23 protein-coding genes are annotated in these 23,971 nt (G+C 70.4%); 7 read left to right on the top strand and 16 right to left on the bottom strand.

Features of this window, described 5'->3' with window-relative positions; translation table 11 throughout:
• Positions 1-130: 130 nt before the first annotated feature.
• Together AB0C28_RS14710 and AB0C28_RS14705 are read right to left on the bottom strand one after the other, a co-directional pair.
• The gene (locus AB0C28_RS14710) at positions 131-1,081 is read right to left on the bottom strand and encodes a hypothetical protein (protein WP_358074685.1); all 951 of its coding nucleotides are present in this window, start codon (positions 1,079-1,081) and stop codon (positions 131-133) included.
• Between the two features lie 118 nt (positions 1,082-1,199).
• Positions 1,200-2,042, bottom strand: coding sequence for a DMT family transporter (locus AB0C28_RS14705; protein WP_357838010.1), 843 nt, complete (start codon positions 2,040-2,042; stop codon positions 1,200-1,202).
• Positions 2,043-2,244: 202 nt separating this feature from the next.
• Here AB0C28_RS14705 and AB0C28_RS14700 point away from each other — a divergent pair, with 202 nt between their 5' ends.
• The 6 genes from AB0C28_RS14700 to AB0C28_RS14675 all read left to right on the top strand — a co-directional run bounded on the left by AB0C28_RS14700 (position 2,245) and on the right by AB0C28_RS14675 (position 7,847).
• Entirely contained in the window at positions 2,245-3,657 is a 1,413-nt protein-coding gene (locus tag AB0C28_RS14700; protein WP_357837561.1) for a PLP-dependent aminotransferase family protein, read from the top strand.
• Positions 3,658-3,715: 58 nt separating this feature from the next.
• Positions 3,716-4,285: a CGNR zinc finger domain-containing protein gene (locus AB0C28_RS14695; protein ID WP_358074682.1), complete on the top strand. Its 570-nt coding sequence runs from the start codon at positions 3,716-3,718 to the stop codon at positions 4,283-4,285.
• Between the two features lie 44 nt (positions 4,286-4,329).
• On the top strand, positions 4,330-4,941 hold the full coding sequence (locus AB0C28_RS14690) for a GNAT family N-acetyltransferase (protein ID WP_346110147.1): 612 nt from the start codon (positions 4,330-4,332) through the stop codon (positions 4,939-4,941).
• Positions 4,942-4,956: 15 nt separating this feature from the next.
• Complete coding sequence (locus tag AB0C28_RS14685) at positions 4,957-5,832, top strand: 1,4-dihydroxy-2-naphthoate polyprenyltransferase (RefSeq protein WP_357837566.1); 876 nt, start codon at positions 4,957-4,959, stop codon at positions 5,830-5,832.
• A 20-nt stretch (positions 5,833-5,852) separates the two neighbouring features.
• A complete protein-coding gene (locus AB0C28_RS14680; protein ID WP_358074679.1) occupies positions 5,853-6,851 on the top strand; it encodes an adenosine deaminase in 999 nt (332 codons plus the stop codon).
• 96 nt (positions 6,852-6,947) lie between these two features.
• A complete protein-coding gene (locus AB0C28_RS14675; RefSeq protein ID WP_358074676.1) occupies positions 6,948-7,847 on the top strand; it encodes a GAF and ANTAR domain-containing protein in 900 nt (299 codons plus the stop codon).
• A 12-nt stretch (positions 7,848-7,859) separates the two neighbouring features.
• Here AB0C28_RS14675 and AB0C28_RS14670 read toward each other — a convergent pair whose 3' ends face one another.
• From AB0C28_RS14670 to AB0C28_RS14645, 6 genes are all read right to left on the bottom strand, one after another.
• Complete coding sequence (locus tag AB0C28_RS14670; RefSeq protein WP_358074673.1) at positions 7,860-8,339, bottom strand: GNAT family N-acetyltransferase; 480 nt, start codon at positions 8,337-8,339, stop codon at positions 7,860-7,862.
• Between the two features lie 155 nt (positions 8,340-8,494).
• Positions 8,495-9,232 carry a 4-hydroxy-tetrahydrodipicolinate reductase gene (gene dapB, locus AB0C28_RS14665; RefSeq protein WP_357837578.1) on the bottom strand — a complete coding sequence of 246 codons (738 nt, stop codon included), beginning with the start codon at positions 9,230-9,232 and terminating at the stop codon, positions 8,495-8,497.
• A gap of 35 nt (positions 9,233-9,267) precedes the next feature.
• Positions 9,268-10,578, bottom strand: a complete 1,311-nt coding sequence (locus AB0C28_RS14660) for a pitrilysin family protein (RefSeq protein ID WP_357837581.1) — start codon at positions 10,576-10,578, stop codon at positions 9,268-9,270.
• Positions 10,575-12,905, bottom strand: a complete 2,331-nt coding sequence (locus tag AB0C28_RS14655) for a polyribonucleotide nucleotidyltransferase (protein ID WP_358074670.1) — start codon at positions 12,903-12,905, stop codon at positions 10,575-10,577. Before AB0C28_RS14655 ends, AB0C28_RS14660 begins: the two co-directional genes overlap by 4 nt.
• A 300-nt stretch (positions 12,906-13,205) precedes the next feature.
• Positions 13,206-13,475 (bottom strand): 30S ribosomal protein S15, encoded by a 270-nt coding sequence (gene rpsO / locus AB0C28_RS14650; protein ID WP_106235181.1) that lies wholly within the window; start codon positions 13,473-13,475, stop codon positions 13,206-13,208.
• Positions 13,476-13,684: 209 nt separating this feature from the next.
• A complete protein-coding gene (locus AB0C28_RS14645) occupies positions 13,685-14,605 on the bottom strand; it encodes a bifunctional riboflavin kinase/FAD synthetase (RefSeq protein WP_357837587.1) in 921 nt (306 codons plus the stop codon).
• A gap of 82 nt (positions 14,606-14,687) precedes the next feature.
• Here AB0C28_RS14645 and AB0C28_RS14640 point away from each other — a divergent pair, with 82 nt between their 5' ends.
• On the top strand, positions 14,688-15,707 hold the full coding sequence (locus AB0C28_RS14640) for an SAM-dependent methyltransferase (RefSeq protein ID WP_358074667.1): 1,020 nt from the start codon (positions 14,688-14,690) through the stop codon (positions 15,705-15,707).
• Between the two features lie 148 nt (positions 15,708-15,855).
• Here AB0C28_RS14640 and truB read toward each other — a convergent pair whose 3' ends face one another.
• The 8 genes from truB to rimP form a co-directional block, all read right to left on the bottom strand.
• On the bottom strand, positions 15,856-16,728 hold the full coding sequence (gene truB / locus AB0C28_RS14635) for a tRNA pseudouridine(55) synthase TruB (protein WP_357837592.1): 873 nt from the start codon (positions 16,726-16,728) through the stop codon (positions 15,856-15,858).
• A complete protein-coding gene (locus AB0C28_RS14630; protein WP_357837595.1) occupies positions 16,728-17,780 on the bottom strand; it encodes a DHH family phosphoesterase in 1,053 nt (350 codons plus the stop codon). The genes truB and AB0C28_RS14630 overlap by 1 nt, the downstream gene beginning before the upstream one ends.
• Positions 17,777-18,247, bottom strand: coding sequence for a 30S ribosome-binding factor RbfA (gene rbfA, locus AB0C28_RS14625; protein ID WP_357837598.1), 471 nt, complete (start codon positions 18,245-18,247; stop codon positions 17,777-17,779). Before rbfA ends, AB0C28_RS14630 begins: the two co-directional genes overlap by 4 nt.
• 39 nt (positions 18,248-18,286) lie before the next feature.
• Positions 18,287-18,583 (bottom strand): DUF503 domain-containing protein, encoded by a 297-nt coding sequence (locus AB0C28_RS14620; RefSeq protein WP_357838013.1) that lies wholly within the window; start codon positions 18,581-18,583, stop codon positions 18,287-18,289.
• Between the two features lie 120 nt (positions 18,584-18,703).
• Positions 18,704-21,844, bottom strand: a complete 3,141-nt coding sequence (gene infB / locus AB0C28_RS14615) for a translation initiation factor IF-2 (RefSeq protein ID WP_357837600.1) — start codon at positions 21,842-21,844, stop codon at positions 18,704-18,706.
• A 125-nt stretch (positions 21,845-21,969) separates the two neighbouring features.
• On the bottom strand, positions 21,970-22,269 hold the full coding sequence (locus AB0C28_RS14610; protein WP_357837603.1) for a YlxR family protein: 300 nt from the start codon (positions 22,267-22,269) through the stop codon (positions 21,970-21,972).
• The gene (nusA, locus tag AB0C28_RS14605) at positions 22,253-23,257 is read right to left on the bottom strand and encodes a transcription termination factor NusA (RefSeq protein WP_357837606.1); all 1,005 of its coding nucleotides are present in this window, start codon (positions 23,255-23,257) and stop codon (positions 22,253-22,255) included. The genes AB0C28_RS14610 and nusA overlap by 17 nt, the downstream gene beginning before the upstream one ends.
• Positions 23,258-23,269: 12 nt before the next feature.
• A complete protein-coding gene (rimP, locus tag AB0C28_RS14600; RefSeq protein WP_357837609.1) occupies positions 23,270-23,755 on the bottom strand; it encodes a ribosome maturation factor RimP in 486 nt (161 codons plus the stop codon).
• Positions 23,756-23,971: the final 216 nt, after the last annotated feature.

The following is a 23,971-nucleotide window of genomic DNA, read 5'->3' as shown; positions in this document are numbered from 1 at the left end:
CTAGAAGTCGCCAGCCATACGACGGCGTCGTGTGGCCGTCACATGACGTGACGGCACCCGGGTGACCGCCGTACGACGTGCTGCTTGATGTCGTTCCGAAGTTCTCAGCCGGCGGCTTCGGAACGGGGCGTCAGAAGACCGGGATGATGTCCTCCGGGTCGATGAAGTCCACGGGGACTCCTTCCAGGTCCAGCTCGGGAATGGCGGGAAAGGCGATCCCCCACCGTTCGACGATGGCTCGGACGCGGGCCATCGCCACCCGCCAGTTCTCCGCCTGCTCCTCGTACGACAGCACCCCCAGCCCCGCCTCCCGCGCATGGTCCATGAGGACGCGATGGTTGGGCAGGAAGTAAGGGGGAAGCTCCCAGAAGCCCTCCGGCGGCTCCCAGAGAATCATGCTGAGGAAGACGAAACCGGCCCTCAACTGCCGGGTGATCAAAGTACGGGTCTCGTCGGTGAGGCCGGGCCATTCGGTTTCGAGAATGGTCATGCAGATCTGCAGGTGGCGTGACTCGTCGCGGCCGATCCGCTGGAACATCTCGCCGAAGACGGGATGACTCGTGCCCGAGGCCATGCCTCTGAACAGGGTGGAGGCGGCCATCTCGCCCATCATGAAACTGGTGAAGAGAACGGGCAGCGAATACTTGCCCACGGCCGAGGTGTAGCCGGTCCAGTAGCGGCCGCCGTTGTGGTAGAGCCAGCCGATGTTGTTGTGGGCGGCCGATTCGAGGTCGTCCGCCGGTGTCCAGTCGAGCGGGCCGCCCGGCCAGAGTCTGGCGATCGTACGCTGGCAGCATTCCTCGTGGTTCATCTCGTCGCGGGTGATCGAGAAGAAGCACTTTCTGACCGGGTCCTCTTCGTGTTTCTCGAAGGCCTGGATGGTGGCGCGGGCGAACACCGCCGGCCCCGAGGCGTCGAAGTTCGCCAGGACCGCGAACCAGTACATGATGCCCAGGCGCTGCTCCCGCGTGAAGTCGTCGGGATTGAGGCCGTCCCAGGGCAGGTCGGCCGGGTTCCAGACCACGCGCTTGGATTTCTCGTATATGGCGGCGAGCTTCTCGGTCTCCACTCGCCATTCCATGGGATAGATATTGGGCTGCGGGATTTCCGGCGCCGGCCAGAATCCGCCTTCCGGGATCGTGAGGTCAGCCATTGGTGTGACACCTCCACTCCCATCCTGCGGCGCGGCGTCACGGCTTTCAAGTACGGGCGCGCTGGGTGACGGCCACGCAGACGAGCACGGCCACGGCCGCGAGCACGGTCGCCGGGCCGAAGCGCTCGCCCATCAGGAACCAGGCCCACACCAGGGTGAGGAGCGGCTGGGTGAGCTGGGTCTGGCCCGCTCTGGCGATGCCGCCTCTGGCCAGGCCCGCGTACCAGGGGATGAAACCGAGGAACATCGAGATCGCCGCCACGTACGCGAGCCCGGCGACGGCCTCGGGGGTGATGGTGATCGGGGTGGTGAGGGCCAGGACCGCCGTCACGGGGAGCGTCACAGGAAGGGAGAGCACGAGGACGTGCGAGATGACCTGCCAGCCTGGCGTCTGCCTGGTCAGGCGGGCGCCTTCGGTGTAACCGGCCGCCGCCGACAGCAGGGCCGCGACGAGGAGCAGGTCGGGCCAGGACGCGCCGCCCTGGTGCTGGATGAGGGTGAAGGCCGTGATGGCGGCGGCGCCGGCCGCGCAGGCGACCCAGAACAGCGGGCGGGGGCGTTCTGAGGCTCTCAGGACGGCGCAGGCGGCCGTGGCGGCCGGGAGCAGGCCGATGACGACGGCGGAGTGTGCGGTGCCGGCTCCGAGGGCCAGGGCCAGGCCGCTGAAGACGGGGAAGCCGAAGACGACGCCGCCGGAGATCAGCGCGTACGAGGGCCACTCGGCTCTGCGTGGGAGGAGTGGACGGCCGCTGGCTCGCAGGCAGATCAGGGCCAGTACGCCTGCCAGGGCGGCCCTGCCCACCGCGACGAGCCAGGGGTCGAAGCCCTGCATCGCGTAGACGGTGGCGGGGAAGGAGCCGGAGAAGGCCAGCACCCCCAGGAAGGCCAGAGCTGTCCCCCGCCGACGATCACGTCCACGGTCGTGATCTCGCTCCCGACCATGGTCATGGTCATGATCGCGGGACTGCGGCTGCGGCTGTGGTGGGGTCTCGGGCTCGGCGCCGGGCTGGGGCGTGGGTGGGGAGTCAGGGTGAAGGTCGGGTTGGGGGAGCGCTACTGCGCCGGTGACGATAGCGCTATCATCCGATCTCATGAACAACGATAGCAGTATCGCTCAGATCACCGCGATACTGCGTGAAGAGGCCGAACGCCTCGGGCCGGGCGCGCGGTTGCCGTCCAGTCGGGAGATCATGCGCCGGCACAACGTCAGCCCCGTCACCGTCTCCAGGGCGATCGGGCAGCTGGCCGCAGAAGGGCGGGTGGTGACGCGGCCGGGCAGCGGTGCCTTCGTGGCACCGCCCGTGCGGCCGGCGCGGGACGCGGCCGATCTGTCCTGGCAGACCGTCGCGCTCGGGGATCGGGTGGTGGACGACGGGCCGATCACGGCCCTGCTGGGGGCGGCGCCCGAGGGGGTGGTGCCGCTGACCGGTGGATATCTGCGGCCCGGGCTGCGGCCGGACAAGCAGCTGGCCGCCGCGGCGGCGCGGGCCGTACGCAGGCCGGGCGCCTGGGCCAGGCCGCCTCTGACCGGGCTGCCTGAGCTGCGGCGCTGGTTCGCCACGCAGGCCGGCGGCGACGTGACAGGGGCCGACGCGTTGATCGTGAGCGGCGGACAGGCGGCGCTCACGAACGCGTTCAGAGCGCTGGCGGCTCCCGGTACGCCCATCCTCGTCGAGACGCCCACCTATCCGGGAGCGCTGGCCGCGGCCAGGGCGGCGGGGCTGCGGGCCACGGCGGTGCCGATGGACCGCGACGGCGTGCGGCCCGAGCTGCTGGCCGAGGCGTTCGCGATGACGGGGGCGCGGGTGTTCTTCTGCCAGCCCACCCTGCACAACCCCACCGGCGCCACCCTGCCCGTCGAACGCCGCGAGCAGGTGCTGCAGGTGGCGCGGGCGGCGGGCGCGTTCGTGGTGGAGGACGACTACGCCCGCTACCTGACCGGGCAGGCGCCCCCGTCGCTGGCGTCGATGGACCGCGACGGCACGGTGGTGCACATCGGCTCGCTGACCAAGATCCTCGCGCCGAGCCTGCGGGTGGCGGCCGTGATCGCCAGGGGGCCCGCCGCGCACCGGCTGCGTGCCGCCCAGCTCGTGGAGTCGTTCTTCGTGGCGCGGCCGTTGCAGGAGACGGCGCTGGAGTTCGTGGGGTCGCCGGCCTGGCGGCGGCATCTCACGGCCGTGCACGCCGAGATCGTGATCCGCCGCGACGCGCTCGCGGCGGCGCTCGCCGAGCACATGCCCGCGGCCGAGCCGCATCTGCTGCCGATCGGCGGCATGCATCTCTGGGTACGGCTGCCCGCCGACGTCGACGAGGGCGCCCTCGTGGAGACGGCCAGGCAGAACGGGGTACTGGTGAGTCCGGGCCGGATGTACTACCCGTCGGAGCCGCCGGGGCCGCGCATCCGGGTCACGCACATGGCCGCGGCCAACCTCGCGGAGCTGCGTGAAGGGGTCAGGCGGCTGGCTGAGGCCCTGACGATCACAAAAGTGCGGGCAGCCCAGTAGATGGCCGGGTTCGAGTCCAGTAGATCAACCCGGGAGATCGGCCCAGTAGAGTGACGGCATGCCGTTGCCCACGGAGCTCGTACGAGACTTCGTGAACACCTTCGACGTCGAAGCCCAGGCGGACGAGCTGTCCTCCCCCGCCGACCTGGCCCTGTGGCTGCGCGAGCGCGGCCTGGCAGGCCCGCGCGACCGTGCCTCCGACGACGACCTGCACACCGCCCACGCCCTGCGTGAGGGCCTCAGAGCGGCACTCAGACGGCGCCCGGCCGAGCGTTCGCCCGAGCGCCCGTCCGAGCGACCGGCGCAACAAAGGCGACCGGCCGAGCTTCCCCCGCTGCCCCTCCTCGTCACCCTCGACGCCGACGGTGGCCCCCGGCTGACCCCTGCGGCCACCGGCGTGGCGGGCGGCCTGGCGCGCATCGCCGCGGCGGCAGTGGCCGCGTCGTGGGACCGGCTCAAGGTGTGCGCGGAGGAAAGCTGTCGGTGGGCGTTCATCGACTCGTCGAAGAACCGTTCCCGCTCGTGGTGTTCCATGCGTGTATGCGGCAACCGCACCAAGACGCGGGCTTACCGGGCGAGGAAGCGGGGTTCGCGTCGTCTCCAAGGCTCAAACACCGATACGGTGTAACTCGTGCCTTGTGGCATGGACGGCAGGCGAAGGAGCGGGCCGAGATGGCAGACGTAGGCGTCCGGGCGGCCCGGCGCGAGGATGTTCTCCAGGTTGCGAACACTCAGATCCGCGCCTGGCGCTACGGCTATCGGGACTTCCTCCCCGAGGGCCCACTCGAGCAGATGACCGGCGCGGCGGCGGAGAAGATGTGGCTGCGCCAGTGGGACGAGGCGATCGTCGCCCCGCCCTCCCCCATGCATCGGGTGCTGGTGGCGGTGGAGACGATCCTCGACACCGAGGGCTTTCCCGCGCTGGGCGCGGGCGGCGCCGGAGCCGCCCTCGTCACCCCGCGCGGCGGTGAGCGCGTGGTGGGGCTGGCCTCCCACGCCCCCGCGGAGGACCCCGACCTCGACCCCGGGGTGGCGGCCGAGATGCTGACGTTGCTGGTCGACCCGGACTTCGTCCGCAGGGGCCATGGCAGCCGGCTGCTCAACGCCACGGTCGACTATCTTCGTGACGACGGGTTCCGGCAGATCGTCACCTGGGTGTTCGCCGACAACTACGCGGTGCTCGGCTTCCTGGAGTCGGCGGGCTGGGGTGAGGACATGGCCGAACGCGTCCTCGACATGGGCCGTCCGATCCGGATGGTCAGACTCACCACCGACATCAGCTAGAGGTTCAAGCAGGACATGGCAACCCCTTCCCAGTGGATCGCCGGCGCTCGCCCCCGCACCCTTCCCAACGCCGTCGTGCCGGTCATGGTCGGCACGGGCGTGGCGATCGGCGAAGGCGGTTTCGTGTGGTGGCGGGCGGTGCTGGCCCTGTTCGTGGCGCTGTCGCTGCAGATCGGCGTCAACTACGCCAACGACTACAGCGACGGCGTGCGCGGCACCGACGACCAGCGGGTCGGGCCGATGCGGCTGGTGGGCTCGCGGGCGGCCACCCCGCGCGAGGTGCTGACGGCCGCGCTCGGCTCGTTCGCGCTCGCGGCGGTGCTGGGGCTCGTGCTCGTCGTCGTCACGCGGGCCTGGTGGGTGCTGCTGGTGGGCGCGGCGGCGATCGCGGCCGCCTGGTTCTACACCGGCGGCAAGCACCCGTACGGTTATCGCGGGCTCGGCGAGGTGGCCGTGTTCGTGTTCTTCGGCATCGTCCCCGTGATGGGCACGGCCTACGTGCAGACGGAGCACCTGAGCTGGGCGGCGCTGATCGCCTCGATCCCGGTGGGGCTGCTGTCGTGCTCGATGCTGGTGGTCAACAACCTGCGCGACGTCGGCACCGACGGGCAGGCGGGCAAGCGCACGCTGGCGGTGCTGCTGGGCGCCGAGCGCACCCGTACGCTCTACGTGGCCTGCCAGATCGTGCCGTTCGTGGTGGCGCTGGCGATGATCCCCATCACGCCCTGGGCGGCCCTGGTGCTGCTCGCGGCGCCGCTGGCGGTCTCCCCCATCAGGGCGGTGCTGAGCAAGGCGGTGGGCCCGGCCCTGATCGCGGTGCTGCAGCAGACGGGCAAGCTGCAACTGGCGTACGGGTTCCTCTTCGCGGTGGGTCTGGCGATCATCTTCTAGCCGTCTTCTACAGTGGGACGGTGAAGGAATTCATCGCCGGTCTGCCCAAGTGCGAGCTGCACCTGCACATCGAGGGCACGCTGGAGCCGGAGCTCAAGTTCGAGCTGGCCGCCCGCAACGGGCTGGAGCTGCCGTACGCGACCGTCGAGGAGATGCGGGCCGCCTACACCTTCGACAGCCTCTCGTCCTTCCTGACGATCTACTACGAGGGCATGCGGGTGCTGCGCACCGAGCCCGACTTCTACGACCTGGCGATGGCCTACCTGCGCAAGGCCGCCGAGCAGAACGTCCGCTACGCCGAGATCTTCTTCGACCCCCAGGCGCACACCTCGCGCGGCGTGCCGTTCGACGTGGTGATCAGGGGGCTGCGGCGGGCGTTGATGGACGCGCACGCCCAGCTCGGCGTGCGGGCCCAGCTCATCATGTGCTTCCTGCGCGACTTCCAGGCCGAGTACGCGATGGCGACGCTGCTGGAGTCGCTGCCGTACAAGGAGTGGATCGTCGGGGTCGGGCTCGACTCCGACGAGAAGGGCAACCCGCCGGCCAAGTTCGCCGCGGTCTACGAGCGGGCCAGGCAGGAGGGCTACCTGCTGACCATGCACTGCGACGTGGACCAGGACGACGCGATCGAGCACATCCGCCAGGCCGTCGAGGAGATCGGCGTCGACCGGATCGACCACGGCGTCAACATTCTTGAGGACCAGCGGCTGGTGGAGGTGGTGCTGGCTCGCGGCACGGGGCTGACCTGCTGCCCGGTGTCCAACGGCTACGTCACCGACTCGATGAAGGCCGAGGGCATCCGCAAGCTGATGGACCTGGGCGTGCGGGTGACGGTCAACTCCGACGATCCGGCCTACTTCGCCGCCTACGTACAGGAGAACATCGAGGCCCTGCAGGACTCCCTCCAGCTCAGCCGCGAGGAGCTGGCGCAACTGCAGCGCAACGCCTTCGAGATCACCTGGCTGCCGCGCCACGTCAAGGACGCCTACCTGACAGAGATCGACGCCTACCTCTCGTGAGCGTCCCGCCGAACCGCTAGCCTGGAGGTCTCGAAGGCAAGGCCCCAGTGACCCCCGACGCAGCGATCGCGAGGGATCGTGGCAGATCGGCCCAGGGTGTCCACGGACATCGAGGAGTTCGAGCGGGCACTCGCTGAGTGCGTCGCCATCGCCGGACGGGCGATGCCCGGCCCGACCGCGCCCGTCTCACCCCTGACCGGGCCGACCGCGCCCGTCTCATCCCCGACCGCAGCCGAGGCGACGATCGCCGCCTCGGCGATGCCCTGCTCGCCGATGCTGAGCGTCGTGCTGTGCTCCGCGGACGGTCTGCGCACCGCGGCCGCGTCCCACGCGCGGGCCAGGCTCTTCGACGACCTGCAGACGGCCGTCGGACAGGGGCCCGTGCTCGACACGATCGGCAGCGGGCGGTCCGTGACGACCCGCGACCTGGCCGCCGACTCCCGCTGGTCGAAGTTCGCCCAGCAGGCGCCGGAGATCCGCACGGTGCACTGTGAGCCGCTGGAGTCGGAGGGGACGCTGCTCGGCGCGTTCACGCTCTACTCAGAGGACGACGGCTCCCCCGACGCCACCGTTCTCACCGCCACGCAACCGGACGCCACAGAACCGGACTCCACAGAACCGAACGCCGCCGAACCGAACGCCGGAGGACTCGCCGCCACCATGCTCGCCATGCGGGTCAGCGCCGCCCACGTCGGCGTCCTCTACCGTACGACGCTGGAAGCGGCCAGGATGCGTGAGGTGGCGGCCCAGCTCAAGGAGGCGCTCACCACGCGCGCGATCATCGACCAGGCCCTCGGCATCGTCATGGCGCAGCGCCGGTGCACCGCGCAGCACGCGTTCGAGCTGCTGCGGCACGTCTCCCAGGACCGGAACGTCAAGCTGCACCAGCTCGCCGCCTCCATCGTGGAGCAGGTCAGCGGCGAGCCGGCCCAGCGCTCCCGCTTCGAGGAGCCGCCACCGCACATCACCAGCCGCACCGTCCGCGAGCCGTCGTGACAACGGCGCACGCTAGGGACGGCGGCGCATCACCACGCGCGGGGCGATCTCGATGCCGAGCTCCCGTTCGTGCTCGACCAGCGCCCGCAGCTGCGGCCCCCACTCGGCCTCGGGCATCGGGGTGAAGCCGTGGCGCGCGTACCAGGGCGCGTTCCACGGCACGTCGCGGTACGTCGTCAGCGTCACGCCCGGCGCACCGGCCGCCCGCGCGTGGTCGATGACGGCTGTCACCAGCCGCCCGCCGATGCCCTGGCGCATGCTCTCGGGACGGACGGCGAGCTGATCGAGGTGGAGGCCGCCGTCGACCCAGCCGATCAGCGCGAACCCGTCGGGCGGCTCGCCCTCGACCAGCACGGCGCCTGGGTCGGCCGCTTCTTCGATCATGGTGGTCCCGGGCGGGAAGACGATGCCCACCTGCTCGAACAGCCGGTCGGCGGCCAGCTCTATGGAGACCAGCCCGGGAAGTTCGTCCGCTCGCGCCCATCGCACCATGGCGACACGATCTCATTTTTCCGGACGAGCTCGCCGCTCATATTAGGGTTGAAGATCGTAGGCCTGGCTGTGCGGAGCCGGGACCCTCTCCTCACCACGTGCCCACGGCCGAGTACGGACGTGGGCACGTCGTGTTGAGAGGCGAAAAGGCCGCGTCAGAGGTCGAGCAGCGGCTCAAGGCCGAGGGTCAGGCCGGGCAGCTCGCGCACCCTGCGCACGCCGAGCAGCACGCCCGGCGTGAACGCCGACCTGCTCATCGTGTCGTGCCTGATGGTGAGGATCTCGCCGTCGCCGCCGAGCAGCACCTCCTGGTGCGCGATCAGCCCGGACAGGCGCACCGCGTGGACGTGCACGCCGCCGACGTCGGCCCCGCGCGCGCCGTCAAGCGCGGTGCTGGTCGCGTCGGGCATCGCCCCGGCCCCGGCCTTGGCGCGCGCCTCGTAGATCAGCTCGGCGGTGCGCCGGGCCGTGCCGGAGGGCGCGTCGGCCTTGTTGGGGTGGTGCAGCTCGATGATCTCGGCCGACTCGAAGTAGCGGGCCGCCTGCTGGGCGAAGTGCATCATGAGCACGGCGGCGATGCCGAAGTTGGGGGCGATGAGGCAGTTGGTGCCGGGACTCGCGGCCAGCCAGCCGCGCACGGTCTCCAGGCGGCCCTCGTCGAACCCGGTCGTGCCCACCACGGGATGCACGCCGTGGCCGATCGCCCAATCGAGGTTGCCCATGACCACGTCGGGATGGGTGAAGTCGACCACCACCTCGGCGCCCTGGAGCCCCTCGATGGAGTCGTCCTTGTCGAGCGCGGCCACCAACTCCATGTCGGTGGCCGCCTCGACCGCCTTGCACACCTCGACGCCCACGCGCCCCTGGGCGCCGAGCACACCTACCCTGATCACAGGGCGAGCCTATCCCAACCGGCGCGGGCCGCCGTTCACGCGATGGCGTCGGAGAAGTCCTTGTCGCCGTACGGGCCGATCACGGCCAGCGTGAGCGGCCGGTTGAGCACGTCGCGGGCGACCTCGGAGATCTCCTCAGGGGTGACGGCCTCGATGCGGGCCAGCACCTCGTCGACCGACATCAGCTCGTCGTAGACCAGCTCGTTCTTGCCGATGCGCGACATGCGCGAGCCGGTGTCCTCAAGACCGAGCACGAGCCCGCCACGCATCTGGCCCTTGCCGCGCATGATCTCGTCGGCGGTGATGCCCTCGGTGATCACCCTGGCCACCTCGTCCCGGCAGATCTTGAGCACGTCGTCGATCTTGGACGGCAGGCAGCCCACGTAGATGCCGAACTGGCCGGTGTCGGCGTAGGCCGAGGTGTAGCTGTAGGCGGAGTAGGCCAGGCCGCGCTTCTCCCTGATCTCCTGGAAGAGCCGGGACGACATGCCGCCGCCGAGCGCCGCGTTGAGCACGCCCAGCGCGAAGCGGCGGTCGTCGGTGCGGGCCAGGCCGGTCGTGCCGAGCACCAGGTTGGCCTGCTCGGTGGGCCGGTCGAGCACCGCCAGGCGGGAGCCGGACGTGGCGCCGGGGCCGCTGGTGCGCGGCGGCGCGAACTCGGCAGGACCGGTCAGCGCCCCCGCCCGCTCATAGGCCCTGGCCACCAGCTCGACGACCTCTTCGTGCCGGATGTTGCCCGCCACGGACACCACCGTGCAACGAGGCCGGTAGTAGCGGTGGTAGTACTCGGCGATCCGCTCGCGCCCGAGGGCGTTGATCGAGTCGACCGTGCCCAGGATGGGCCGGCCGATCGGCGAGTCGCCGTAGAGGGCGGCGGCGAACTGCTCGTGCACCACGTCGGAGGGATCGTCGTCGTGCATGGCGATCTCTTCGAGGATCACACCCCGCTCGGACTCGACGTCCTCGGCGGTCACCAGCGAGCTGGTCACCACGTCGGCGAGCACGTCGACCGCGACCGGCAGGTCCTCGTCGAGGACCCGCGCGTAGTAGCAGGTGTACTCCTTCGCGGTGAAGGCGTTGATCTCACCGCCGATGCCCTCGATGCTGGCGGAAATCTCCATCGCGTCGCGCGTCGGGGTGCCCTTGAACAGCAGGTGTTCGAGGAAGTGCGTGGCCCCCATGTGCTCGGGGGCCTCGTCACGCGAGCCGATGCCGACCCACATGCCGACCGCGACGCTGCGCACGGTCGGCATGGTCTCGGTCACCACGCGCAGCCCACCCGGGAGGACGGTGCGCCTCACCACCCCGGCTCCGTCCTTGCCGGGGTGGAGCGTGGTCGTCGTCACGAGTTCCGGTCGTCCCCATCGGAGCGGGTGTTACGCACGCGCGTACGGGTGCGCCGGGGCCGCTCGGACCGCTCCTCGCCGGCCGGAGCCGCCTCGGACGGGGCCGGAGCGTCGGAGTCGTCGCCGTCGACGCCCTTGGCCTCCTTCTCGGCGGCCTCCTTCTCGATGACCTCGACCGGCACCAGGGAGAGCTTGCCCCGGCCGTCGATCTCGGCGATCTCGACCTGGATCTTCTCGCCGACGCCCATGACGTCCTCGACGTTCTCGATCCGCTTGCCGCCGTGCAGCTTGCGGATCTGCGAGACGTGCAGCAGACCGTCCTTGCCGGGCATGAGCGAGATGAACGCGCCGAACGCGGCGATCTTCACGACCGTGCCCAGGTAGCGCTCGCCGACCTCCGGCATGTGCGGGTTGGCGATCGCGTTGATCGCCGAACGGGCGGCCTCGGCGGCGGGCCCGTCGGTGGCGCCGATGTAGATCGTGCCGTCGTCCTCGATGGTGATCTCGGCGCCCGTGTCGTCCTGGATCTGGTTGATCATCTTGCCCTTCGGGCCGATGACCTCGCCGATCTTGTCGACCGGGACCTTGATGGTGATGATGCGCGGCGCGGTCGGGTTCATCTCCGCCGGAGAGTCGATCGCCTCCTGCATCACGTCGAGGATCGCCAGGCGGGCGCCCTTGGCCTGCTTGAGCGCGGCGGCCAGCACGCTGGCGGGGATGCCGTCGAGCTTGGTGTCGAGCTGCAGGGCGGTGATGACGTCCTTGGTGCCGGCGACCTTGAAGTCCATGTCGCCCATGGCGTCCTCGGCGCCGAGGATGTCGGTCAGCGTGACGTAGTTGTCACCCTCGCCGATCAGACCCATCGCGATGCCCGCGACCATCTCCTTGAGCGGCACACCGGCGTCGAGCAGCGCCATGGTGGAGGCGCAGACCGAGCCCATCGAGGTGGAACCGTTGGAGCCGAGCGCCTCGGAGACCTGCCGGATCGCGTAGGGGAACTCCTCACGCGTGGGCAGCACCGGGATCAGCGCCCGCTCGGCCAGCGCGCCGTGACCGATCTCGCGGCGCTTGGGCGAGCCCACTCGGCCGGTCTCACCGGTGGAGTAGGGCGGGAAGTTGTAGTTGTGCATGTAGCGCTTGGTCCGCTCGGGGTTGAGCGTGTCGATGACCTGCTCCATGCGCAGCATGTTGAGGGTGGTGATGCCCATGATCTGGGTCTCACCGCGCTCGAACAGGGCCGAGCCGTGCACGCGAGGCACCACGTGGACCTCCGCCGACAGGGCGCGGATGTCCTTGGTGCCGCGGCCGTCGATGCGGATGCCCTCCTTGACGACCCGCTCGCGCATGAGCTTCTTCATCACCGAGCGGAAGGCGCCGGAGATCTCCTTCTCGCGGCCCTCGAACTCGGGCAGGAGCTTCTCGGCGGCCAGCGCCTTGACCTTCTCCAGCTCGGTCTCGCGCTCCTGCTTGCCGGCGATGGTCAGCGCGGCGGCCAGCTCGTTCTTGACCGCGGCCTCGACCGCGTTGAGCACGTCGTCCTGGTATTCCAGGAAGACCGGGTATTCGGCCGTCTCCTTGGCCGCCACCTGCGCGATGCGTGACTGCGCCTCGCACAGCACCTTGATGAAGGGCTTGGCGGCGTCGAGGCCCTGCGCGACGGTCTCCTCGGTGGGCGCGACCGCGCCCTCGGCGACCAGCTTGAGCGTGTCCTTGGTGGACTCGGCCTCGACCATCATGATCGCGACGTCGCCGTCGTCGAGCACGCGGCCCGCCACGACCATGTCGAACGTGGCCCGCTCCAGCTCGTGGTGCGTCGGGAAGGCCACCCACTGGCCGTCGATCAGCGCGACGCGCACGCCGCCGATCGGGCCGGAGAAGGGCAGGCCGGCCAGCTGCGTCGACAGGGACGCGGCGTTGATGGCGACCACGTCGTAGAGGTGGTCGGGGTTGAGCGCCATGACCGTGGCCACGACCTGGATCTCGTTGCGCAGGCCCTTGACGAACGACGGGCGCAGCGGCCGGTCGATCAGCCGGCAGGTGAGGATGGCGTCCTCGGAGGGACGGCCCTCACGGCGGAAGAACGAGCCGGGGATGCGGCCCGCGGCGTACATGCGCTCTTCGACGTCGACCGTGAGCGGGAAGAAGTCGAACTGTTCCTTCGGAGACTTCGACGCGGTGGTGGCGGAGAGCACCATCGTGTCGCTGTCGAGATAGGCGACGGCGGAGCCCGCCGCCTGGCGCGCGAGGCGACCGGTCTCGAACCGGATCGTGCGCGTGCCGAATGAGCCGTTGTCTATGACGGCTTCAGCAGTGTGGACACCCTCCACGGGGGACCTCCTTGTGGTCGGTCTCCCGCGCCCTTTTCTCACCGGCACCCTCGTTAGGTGCAGCGCCGGTCTTCGATCGAAGCGCCCGGTCAAGTGTGTTTGTTACCGGAAGCCACTACCGAGGACCGGCCCGCAGGCGTCGCGGGTCGCATGGTGCTGAGCGGACGCGGGGGCTGTGTGTCTCGGATCTTCAGTTGTACGTCAAGCGCGGGGCGGTTTTCAGCTCGCCACGCCTCCTGACCGTATGGGGTTCTACCCCAATATGAGAAGGGAGCGGCGCGAGCGCCGCTCCCTTTCAGACTATCGGCGCAGGCCGAGCCGCTCGATGAGCGTACGGTAGCGCTGGATGTCGACCTTCTGCAGGTACTTCAGCAGGCGGCGCCGGCGCCCGACGAGCAGCAGCAGACCACGACGGCTGTGGTGGTCGTGCTTGTGCGTCTTCAGGTGCTCGGTCAGCTCGCTGATGCGCTTGCTGAGCAGCGCGATCTGCACCTCGGGCGACCCGGTGTCGCCGTCGGCCGTCGCGTACTCCTCGATGATGGTCTTCTTGGCAGCGGTGTCGAGGGACACGGCTCTCCTTCGATCTACGGACACGCGCGAATGTGATGTGAAAGCGCGAACGACCGTGCGTGCCTACAGTCGCCGCGTGAAGGCCGTCATGGGCAGCGCGCAGCACCGCCGCTACAGAGCCGACATGCAAGGTTACCACCAAGCGTCCAGTGCTCGGGCGGGGTCGCGACGCGCCCGCGTACAGAGGGCTTACACGGGTCAGGGCGGGGTCAGTTCGTCAGACGGCGGGTGGCCTCCACGTCGGCGTGGATCTGGTCGATCAGCGCCTCGATCGAGTCGAAGCGGGTGTTGCCGCGCAGCCGCGCGGCGAACTCCACGGCCACGTGCACGCCGTAGAGCTCCAGGTCGTCGCGGTCGAGCGCGTACGCCTCCACCGTGCGCGGCACGCCCTCGAACGTCGGGTTGGTGCCGACCGAGATCGCCGCCGGCCAGCGCTCCCCCTCGTAGAGAGCGGGCAGGTTGGCCATCGGGACGCACTCCATCCACCCGGCGTAGACCCCGTCGGCGGGAATGGCGGTGTGCTGCGGCGTCTCGACGTTGGCGGTGGGGAAGCCGAGCTGGCGCCCGCGCTGGTAGCCGCGGACGACGACGCCCTCCACACGGTGCGGCCGGCCGAGCTGCCGCGCGGCGCCCTCCACGTCTCCGGTGGCGATCCGCTCACGGATCGAGGTGGCGGAGACGTCGTCGAGGCGGGGCACGGTCTCGACCTCGAAGTCGTATTTATCGCCCAGCGTCCTCAATATCTCCACGCCGCTGCCTTCGTCGTGGCCGAACCTGAATTGCTCCCCCACCACCACGACGACCGCCCGCAGCCGCTCGGCCAGGACGTTCCGCACGAACTCACCAGGATCCGCCGCGCCCGGCAGATCCGGCACCACGTCGACCTCGTCGACGCCGAGCCCGGTCAGCAACTCGGCCCTGCGCCGCGGGCCGGTCAGCACCTGCGGCCGCGCCCCTCGCCGCCCCGCCTCGTCGGGCCGCTCGAACACGACCGCCACGGCACGCAGCCCACGCTCACGCGCGACGGCGACAGCCCGCTCGGCCACCCGACGGTGCCCGCGGTGAACCCCGTCGAACACGCCGATGGTGACGACAGACCTCTCCGAACCCTGCACGCCCCGGCCCCACATTCGCTCGTTCCCGGATCAACGCGTACAAGCCTGCCATGCGCTCCGGCATTCCCTCCAATCGAGGGGGCTATCATCGGGCATCATGCCTCGTTACGCGCTACTGATCCTGCCTGCCTTCAACCGGGTCTACGGAGAGAGCTCCGTCCGGCTGACCCGTAACGAGCTGGCCGTCTTCAGCGCGCAGGCCCTCGGCAATCAGGTGCTGAGCAGCGACGAGACGCGGATCGGCGGCGTCCCCTACGTGACGTTCGAGACCGCCGGGCCGCTGAGCGAGGCGGACGTCGCGCTGCTGTCCGACCTCTCCTCCGTCTACGCCGTCTTCGGGATGGAGGGCGAGTTGCTCAGGCCGCTGGCCATGAGTCCGCGCGACCGGCTCAGCAGCGACCTGATCACGATCCAGAAATACGCCGGCAAGACCAACGAGCACTTCACCAAGCTGCTGCTCAACGTCACGGCGCTGGCCCGCGACGAGGGGATGGGCGGGCGGTTGTCGGTGTTCGACCCGATGTGCGGGCGCGGCACCACCCTCAACCAGGCCCTCATGTACGGCTACGACGCCTACGGCATCGACGTGGACAGCAAGGACTTCGAGGCCTACACCGGCTTCTTCAAGACGTGGCTGCGCAACAAGCGGCTCAAGCACACGGCGGAGATCGTGCCGGTGCGCCGCGAGCGGGCCCTGGTCGGCCGCCGCTTCAATGCCACCTTCGGCCTGTCGAAGGAGGCGGTCAAAGCGGGCGACACGCAGCGCCTGACCGTGGTCAACGCCGACACCCTCAAGAGCCGCGACTTCTTCAGGCCGCGCTCGTTCGACATCGTGGCGACGGACGCGCCGTACGGTGTCCAGCACGGCAGCAAGGGCGGCGGCGGGCTGTCCCGCAGCCCGCTGGAGCTGCTCGGCCGGGCGGTGCCGGTCTGGGCCGAGCTGCTGCGCCCCGGCGGCGCGATGGGCATCGCCTGGAACACCTACGGGGGCAAGAGCTCCGAGCTGGCCAGGATCCTCACGGACGCGGGCCTTGAGGTGATGGACTATCCCGACTTCGAGCACTGGGTGGATCAGGCGATCGTGCGCGACATCATCGTGGCCCGCAAGCCCCACTGACCGGCGGCTGGCAATCCAGAAGAGAAGCGGCTGGCGGCTGGCGATCCACAGAAAAAGCGACCGCCGACCGGCGATCTGCGGTTGCCGACCGGCGATCCGCGGCTGGCGGCCGGCGATCGGCGATCGGCGGAACGTCTGTCAGTGGGCGCTAGCCGACGAACACGGCGAGCGGCCTGGCCGTTTTGCCCTGCTCCTCCACCAGCGCCAGCAACTCCCCCTCCGGCCCGAACACCCCGATCGGCCCCGGTCCCAGCCCGGCCGCCGGCAGCCGCCCGCCGTGCCCGATGACACGCGCCTCCTCGGCCGTGACGTCCCTGCGCGGGAACGCCGCCGCCACCGCCTCGCCGATCGGCAGGATCACGCACTCCTCGGTCAGCTGCTCGATGCTCCTGGCCAGGGACAGGTCGTACGGGCCGACACGGGTGCGCCGCAGCCGCGTCAGGTGACCACCGACCCCGAGCCCGGCGCCCAGGTCGCGGGCCAGGGCGCGGATGTAGGTGCCGCTGGAGCAGGTCACGACGGCGTCCACGTCCACCACGTCGCCTTCGGCCCTGATGTCGAGCACGGCGAACTCCCGTACGGTGACGGGCCTGGCGGCCAGCTCGACCTCCTCGCCCGCCCGCGCCATCTTGTAGGCCCGCTGGCCGTTCACCTTGATCGCGCTGACCTGCGGCGGGATCTGCATGATCTCCCCGGTCAGCGCGGCGACGCCCTTGTGGATCTCGCCGGGCGTGACCGCCGACGCCGAGGCCGTGGCGGTGACCTCGCCCTCGGCGTCGTCGGTGTTGGTGGTGACGCCGAGCCTGATCGTGGCCTCGTAGACCTTCTCGGTCAGCGTCAGGTGCCCGAGCAGCCTGGTCGCCTTCTCCACACCGACGACGAGCACGCCCGTCGCCATGGGGTCGAGCGTGCCGGCGTGGCCCACCCTGCGGGTGCCCGCGAGGCGCCGCATCTTGGCCACCACGTCGTGGGAGGTCCACTCGCCCGGCTTGTCGACGATGATCAGACCGCTCTCGGCCATCAGGAGACCTTCCTCAGCTCGTGCCGGAACTTCGCCATGGTCTCCTCCACGGTGTCGTGGGAGGTGTAGCCGGCGGCGTTGTGGTGGCCGCCGCCGCCGAGCGCCGTACACACGGCCGCCACGTCGACGCTGCCCTTGGACCTGGTGGACACCTGCCAGTCGCCCTGGTCGTCCTCTTTGAGCACGACCGCGACCTCGGCCTCGTCGGTGCGGCGCACGATGTCGATGAGCCCTTCCAGCTCGGAGTACGGCAGCCCGTGCTCCGCCCGGTCGACCCGGGTCACGTACGTCCACACCAGGCCGCCCGCGGGCCCGTTCTCCAGCGTCACCCGATCGAGGGCCCCGGCCAGCACCTTGAGGTAGCCGAACGGCGAGCGGTCCCACAGCTCGCGGGCGATCTCGTCGGTACGCAGCCCGGTCGCCACGAGCCTGGCCGCCATCTGGTGCACGGCGGGCGTGGTCGAGGAGTAGCGGAAGGACCCGGTGTCGGTCACCAGGCCCGCGTACAGGCAGGTGGCGATGTCGCGGTCGAGGCGTCCGCCGAGCCGGTAGACGAGCTGCTCGGCGAGCACGGCCGTGGCCGCGGCCTGGGCGTCGATGAGGCTGAGCGTGCCGAAGCCGGCGTTGGACGGATGGTGGTCCACCACGACGAGCTCGCGCGCCATGGCGGCGTTGGTGCCGAGCACCCCGAGCCGCTCGAACGTCGAGGAGTCGAAGACGATCATCAACTCGGGCGCGGCGGGATAGGCATCCGGCGGCACGAGCATGTCCTGGCCGGGCAGGAAGCGCAGCAGCCGCGGCACCGCGAACTGCCGGTCGCCGAAGGAGGCCACCACGCGCTTGCCCATCGAGCGCAGCACGAACGCGACGGCCAGCATCGAGCCGAGCGCGTCACCGTCGGGGGTGACGTGGCAGGCCAGCGCGACCTCGTCGGCCTGCCCGATCAGGTGCAGCGCCCGGTCCCACGACGTGGCGGGGATCGGGCAGTCGTCCGCCTGCCCCGCCTCGACCCGGGCCGGGCGGCCGGCCCGGTCCCGAACGTCGGGCGTCACGCCTGCTCTTCCCTGGCGACGTCGGCGCGCTCCTCCGCTTCCTCTTCCTCGTCCGGCTTCCTGTAGGGGTCTGCCTCGCCGGCGTAGGAAGCGGTCTCGGCCCGCCGCGCCACCTCGGCGTCACGCGCCCTGGCGGCGTTGATCAGGTCGTCCAGGTGACGAGCGCTGTCGGGCAGCGGGTCGTGCTTGAACGTCAGCGTCGGGGCGAAGCGCACCCCGGTCTGGCGGCCAACCTCGGAACGGAGGATCCCCTTGGCGCTTTCGAGGGCGGCGGCGCTGTCGGCCCGCTCGGCGTCGGAGCCGAACACCGTGTAGAACACCGTCGCGTCGCGCAGGTCCGCGGTGACACGCGTGTCGGTCACGGTCACGAAACCCAGGCGCGGATCCTTGATCCGGCGCTCCAGCATCTCGGCGACGATCTGCTGGATGCGGTCCGCGAGCTTGCGCGCTCGTGCGGCATCCACCATGTTCGCTCCCCCTCACGCACGACCTGGCCGTGCAGTTGTTCAATCTTCGTCGTTGTAGAGCCGGTGCCGGGCCGACAGCAGCTCGATCTCGGGGCGGAAAGCCACCATCCGCTCGCAGGCGTCCAGCACCTCTTTGCAGTTACCCGCGGAGGCTGAGACCACCGCGACGCCGACCTCCGCTCTGCGGTGGAGGTCGAGATGGCCGGTTTCAGCCACCGCGATGCTGGGATAACGGCGCTGCAGCTCGGCGATCAGAGGCCGGATGGCAGAGCGCTTCTGCTTCAGCGATCTGACGTCGCCGAGCAGGATGTCCAGGGTGAGAGAACCCACATACATCGTTGGCAACCACCGCTTGACCTGGTGAGGTGGACGCACGCCCGGCCTGCTGCGGTGGGGACCAGGCCAGGGCGTGCGAGAAGCGCCCGGCGGATGTCCCGCCGGGCGCCCGGCCGCGTGTCACACGCGCGGCTTCTCCCGCATTTCGAACGTCTCGATCACGTCGTCGAGCCTGATGTCGTTGTAGCCGACACCGATACCGCACTCGAAGCCCTCGCGGACCTCGGTCGCGTCATCCTTGAAGCGACGCAGGGACGAGACGGTCAGGTTGTCCGCGATGACGACGCCGTCGCGGATGACCCTGGCCTTGCTGTTACGGACGATCACGCCGGAGCGGACCAGCGAACCGGCGACGTTGCCGATCTTCGGCACCTTGAAGACCTCGCGGACTTCGGCGGTGCCCATCTGGACCTCTTCGAACTCGGGCTTGAGCATGCCCTTGAGCGCCGCTTCGATCTCCTCGATCGCCTGGTAGATGACCGAGTAGTAGCGGATGTCGACGCCCTCGCGCTCGGCCAGGTCGCGCGCCCGAGGCTCGGGGCGGACGTTGAAGCCGATGATGACCGCGTTGTCGTCGGCGACGGCCAGGTTGACGTCGTACTCGGTGATCGCGCCGACCGCGCGGTGCAGGACTCGGAGCCTGACCTCGTCGCCGACGTCGATCTTGAGCAGGGCGTCTTCCAGGGCCTCCACCGAACCGGACACGTCACCCTTGATGATGAGCTTGAGCTCGTCGACGCGGCCCTTCTCAAGGTCGCTGAACAGCTCTTCGAGGGTGCGGCGACGGCTCGACTTCGCCATGTCGGCGCTGCGCTTGCGCGCCGCGCGCTGCTGGGCGATCTGCCGGGCCATCCGGTCGTCGGTGACCACGATGAAGTTGTCACCGGCGCTCGGCACGGCCGTCAGACCCATCACCAGGACCGGACGCGACGGCGTGGCCTCTTCGACCGCGTCGCCGTTGTCGTCGAGCATCGCCCGGACGCGGCCGAAGGCCTCGCCACAGACGATGGAGTCGCCGACCCGCAGCGTACCGCGCTGGACCAGGACGGTCGCGACGGGGCCGCGGCCCTTGTCGAGGTGTGCCTCGATCGCGATGCCCTGAGCGTCCATCGTCGGGTTGGCGCGCAGGTCGAGCTCGGCGTCCGCGGTCAGCAGGATGGCCTCGAGGAGCTGGTCGATGCCCGTGCCGTTCTTCGCCGAGATGTCGACGAACAGCGTCGAGCCGCCGTATTCCTCCGCCACCAAGCCGTATTCGGTGAGCTGGGCCCTGACCTTGTTGGGGTCGGCGCCCTCCTTGTCGACCTTGTTGACCGCGACCACGACCGGCACCTCCGCCGCCTGGGCGTGGTTGAGTGCCTCGATCGTCTGCGGCTTCACACCGTCGTCGGCCGCGACCACCAGCACCGCGATGTCGGTGGACTTGGCGCCTCGGGCACGCATGGCGGTGAACGCCTCGTGACCCGGGGTGTCGATGAAGGTGATGCGGCGCTCTTCGCCCTCGTGCTCGGCCGAGACCTGGTAAGCGCCGATGTGCTGGGTGATGCCACCCGCCTCGCGCGCCACCACATTGGTCTTGCGGATGGCGTCGAGCAGCTTGGTCTTACCGTGGTCGACGTGACCCATGACGGTCACGACCGGCGGACGCGCGGCCAGGTCGGCCTCGTCGCCCTCGTCCTCGCCGAACTCGATGTCGAAGGCCTCGAGAAGCTCGCGGTCCTCCTCCTCCGGGCTGACGACCTGGATGTTGTAGTCGAGCTCGGCGCCGAGCAGCTGCAGCGTCTCCTCGTTGACCGACTGCGTCGCGGTCACCATCTCGCCCAGGTGCAGCATGATCTGCACCAGAGAGGCGGGATTGGCGCCGATGCGGTCGGCGAAGTCGGAGAGCGAGGCGCCGCGGGGCAGCCGGATCGTCGCGCCGTTGCCGCGAGCGACCTGCACGCCGCCGATCGCCGGCGCCGACATGTTGTCGAACTCCTGGCGCCGCTGACGCTTCGACTTGCGGCCACGCGCGGGACGGCCGCCGGGACGCCCGAAGGCTCCCGCGGTGCCGCCGCCACGGCCGCGGCCACCGCCGCCGGGACGACCGCCGAAGCCGCCGCCACCACCGGGACCACCGGTGCCGGTGCGCTGGCCGGTGCCGCCGCCACCCGGGCGACCGGCGAAACCGCCACCGCCGCCACCGGGACGACCGCCGCCGCCACCGCCGCCAGGACGACCGCCGCCGCCACCGCCGGGACGGCCACCGCCGCCACCGCCGCCGGGACGACCGCCACCGCCGCCGCCACCTCCGGGACCGGAGGGACGACCCTGGGGCATCATCATCGGGTTGGGCCGCGGGCCACCAGGACGGGGACCACCGGCACCAGGACCGGGACGCGGGCCGCCGGGAGGCGGACCAGGACGCGGACCGGCGCCGCCGGGCCTGCCCTCGCCGCCGCCACGACCCTGCGGCGGACGCGGCATCGCGCCGTCGCGCGGCGGACCGTCACGACGCTCACGCTGGCCGGGACCGCCACCGCCTTCGCGGTTGCCGCCCGGACGCGGCGGCCGGGACTGACCCATGCCGCTGGCGTTGGACGAGAACGGGTTGTTGCCGGGACGCGGACCACGCGGGCCGGGCTTGGGACCCGGACCAGGACGCGGGCCACCGCCGCCACCGGGACGCGGAGCCTGCTGCTGGCCACCGCCGCCGCCACCCTGGGCCCCAGGACGGGCCGCGGGGCCGGGCCTGGGCCCGGGACGCGGAGCGGGACCGGGCCGCGGGGCCGGAGCGGGACGAGCGGACGGGCCGCCCTCCTGACGGGCCGGCGCGCCGCTCTCGAAACGCGCCTGCGGAGCCCCCGACGTCTCGCCGCGGGCGGCCTCAGGCTGCTGCTGAGGCTGGTGCGGCATCGCCACCGGCGGGCGCGGCTGCGCGCCGCCACCGGCGGGGCCCGCTGCGGGGCCGGGACGCGGACCGGGCTTCGGGCCCGGACGCGGGGGGGCTGGAACCGGCGCCTGCCCGGCGCCGTTGGCGGCCTGGCCATCGGCCGGCCGCGGCGCAGCCCTTGGCGGCTGCGGCTTGTTGGACGACTGACCGCCGCCCCTTGAGGGGCCGCCCTTGGACGCCCCCAACGCTTCGGTGAGCCTGCGGACCACCGGCGCCTCGATGGTGGAGGACGCCGAACGGACGAACTCCCCCATCTCCTGGAGCTTGGCCATGACGACCTTGCTCTCTACGCCGAACTCCTTAGCGAGCTCGTATACCCGGACCTTCGCCACTGCACTCCCTTACTCGGCCCGGGAGGCTGGCTATGCCGTCCGGACCGTCGCTACCTTGACGTCTTCATCGCCGCGTGCTCATCAGGCGCTCATAGCAATCTGACTCCGCCCATCAACTCGGCGTCCTACATGACATTTCGTGGTTCTCCTTCTAGATGCGCCCGTACGGGCGACACGTCAAGCGGCCCCGGCACGCGGAACGCGCGCGGAAACGCTCGACGCCGCTCGGCGAGCTCCAGACAACTCAAGGACGGATGCAGCGATGCACCGCGGCCTGAAAGCCGTCCTCGCAGGTCGGGGACCACTTGATCCTCGACCCGCACCAGTCGGAGCAGCTCGGACTTAGCCGTGCGAACCCTGCAGCCCACACAGGTGCGCTGTGGGACCGCGTGGCCACCATATTCCAGCTTACCGTGTTGACGCATCTACGGAACCGGCGGCGTCCTCGGCTTGGGTATCGGGCCGGATGTCGATCCGCCATCCGGTCAGTCGTGCGGCGAGCCGGGCGTTCTGCCCCTCTTTGCCGATGGCCAGCGAGAGCTGGTAGTCGGGCACGGTCACCCGCGCGACGCGTCCGTCGAGATCGAGAACCTCGACATGGGAAACGCGTGCGGGAGACAGGGCATTCCCCACGAACTCGCCGGGGTCCTCCGACCAGTCGATGATGTCGATCTTCTCGCCGTGCAGCTCGGTCATCACGTTGCGCACCCGCGAGCCCATCGGCCCGATGCAGGCGCCCTTGGCGTTGACGCCGGGCCTGCGCGACCTGACCGCGATCTTCGTGCGGTGGCCGGCCTCGCGGGCGACCGCGGCGATCTCGACGGTGCCGTCGGCGATCTCCGGGACCTCCAGCGCGAACAGCTTCTTCACCAGCCCGGGGTGGGTGCGCGACAGGGTGACCGACGGGCCCTTGTGGCCCTTCTTCACCTGCACCACGTAGGCGCGGATGCGCTCGCCGTGGGTGTATTCCTCACCGGGGACCTGCTCGGCGTGGGGCAGCACGGCCTCGATCTTGCCGAGGTCGACCAGGACCACGCGCGGGTCCTTGCCCTGCTGGATCACGCCGGAGACCAGCTCGCCCTCGCGGCTGGCGAACTCGCCGAAGTTGATCTCGTCCTCGGCGTCGCGCAGCTGCTGCAGGATGACCTGCTTGGCGGTGGTCGCGGCGATCCGGCTGAAGTTGCCCGGGGTGTCGTCGAACTCCCTGACGACCTCGCCCTCGTCGTCCAGCTCCGCCGCCCAGATCGTGACGTGACCGCTGCCTCGGTCGAGCTCGGCCCGCGCCTTGGGGGCCGCGCCCTCCGTGCGGAAGTACGCGATCAGCAGCGCGTCCTCGATCGCCTTGACGACCAGGTCGAAGGAGATGTCCTTCTCCCGCTCCAGGCTGCGCAGGACGCTCATGTCGATGTCCACGACGGCTCCCCCTTAGCCTTCGTCGCCGTCGACGTCGTCGAAGCGGCGGAACTCCACCTGCACCCGTCCGCGGGTCAGGCTCTCGTAGTCAAGTCTGCGCGCCGCGCCCTCGACGTCGAGGTCGACGCCGGTGTCGTCGGCGGTCATGATGCGGCCCTCCATCACGGTGCCGTCTCGCAGCTCGGCCTTCACCAGCCGTTTCGCCGCGCGGCGCCAGTGACGCGGCTCGGTGAGCGGGCGGTCGACGCCGGGCGAGGAGACCTCGAGTGTGTAAGCGGCCTGGCCCATCGCGTCGGTGTCGTCGAGGGCCGTGGAGACGGCCTGGCTGACGTCGGCCACGTCGTCGAGGCTCACGCCGCCGTCACGATCGACGATCACCCGCAGCAGCCGTCTCTTGCCTGCCTGGGTGACGGTGACGTCCTCCAGGTCGAGACCCTCCGCGCTGACCACGGGCTCCAGGAGCTTCATCAGGTGGTCGCGGGGTGATGCGCTGCCCATATCGACCTCCCCTATTGTCATGTCTCAGCCGGGCGGACCTCGCCTCTGGCTCTCCGCCGTCTGGCCGCTCAGCCAGCGACGACAGTTGACACCCTATCCGTATGAGGGCACAGAAAGAGCGCCACTCGTCACGGCTGGACGGCGGGTCGAACGCCAGGCCGGATCACAGGCTGGATCACGGGCCTGATCCGGAGCCGGATCACGGGTCTGATCACG

Source organism: Nonomuraea sp. NPDC048892, from assembly GCF_040649735.1.
Lineage (GTDB): Bacteria > Actinomycetota > Actinomycetes > Streptosporangiales > Streptosporangiaceae > Nonomuraea > Nonomuraea maheshkhaliensis.
Note: the sequence above shows the minus strand (reverse complement) of the source record. Positions and strands in the feature narration are given on the sequence as shown.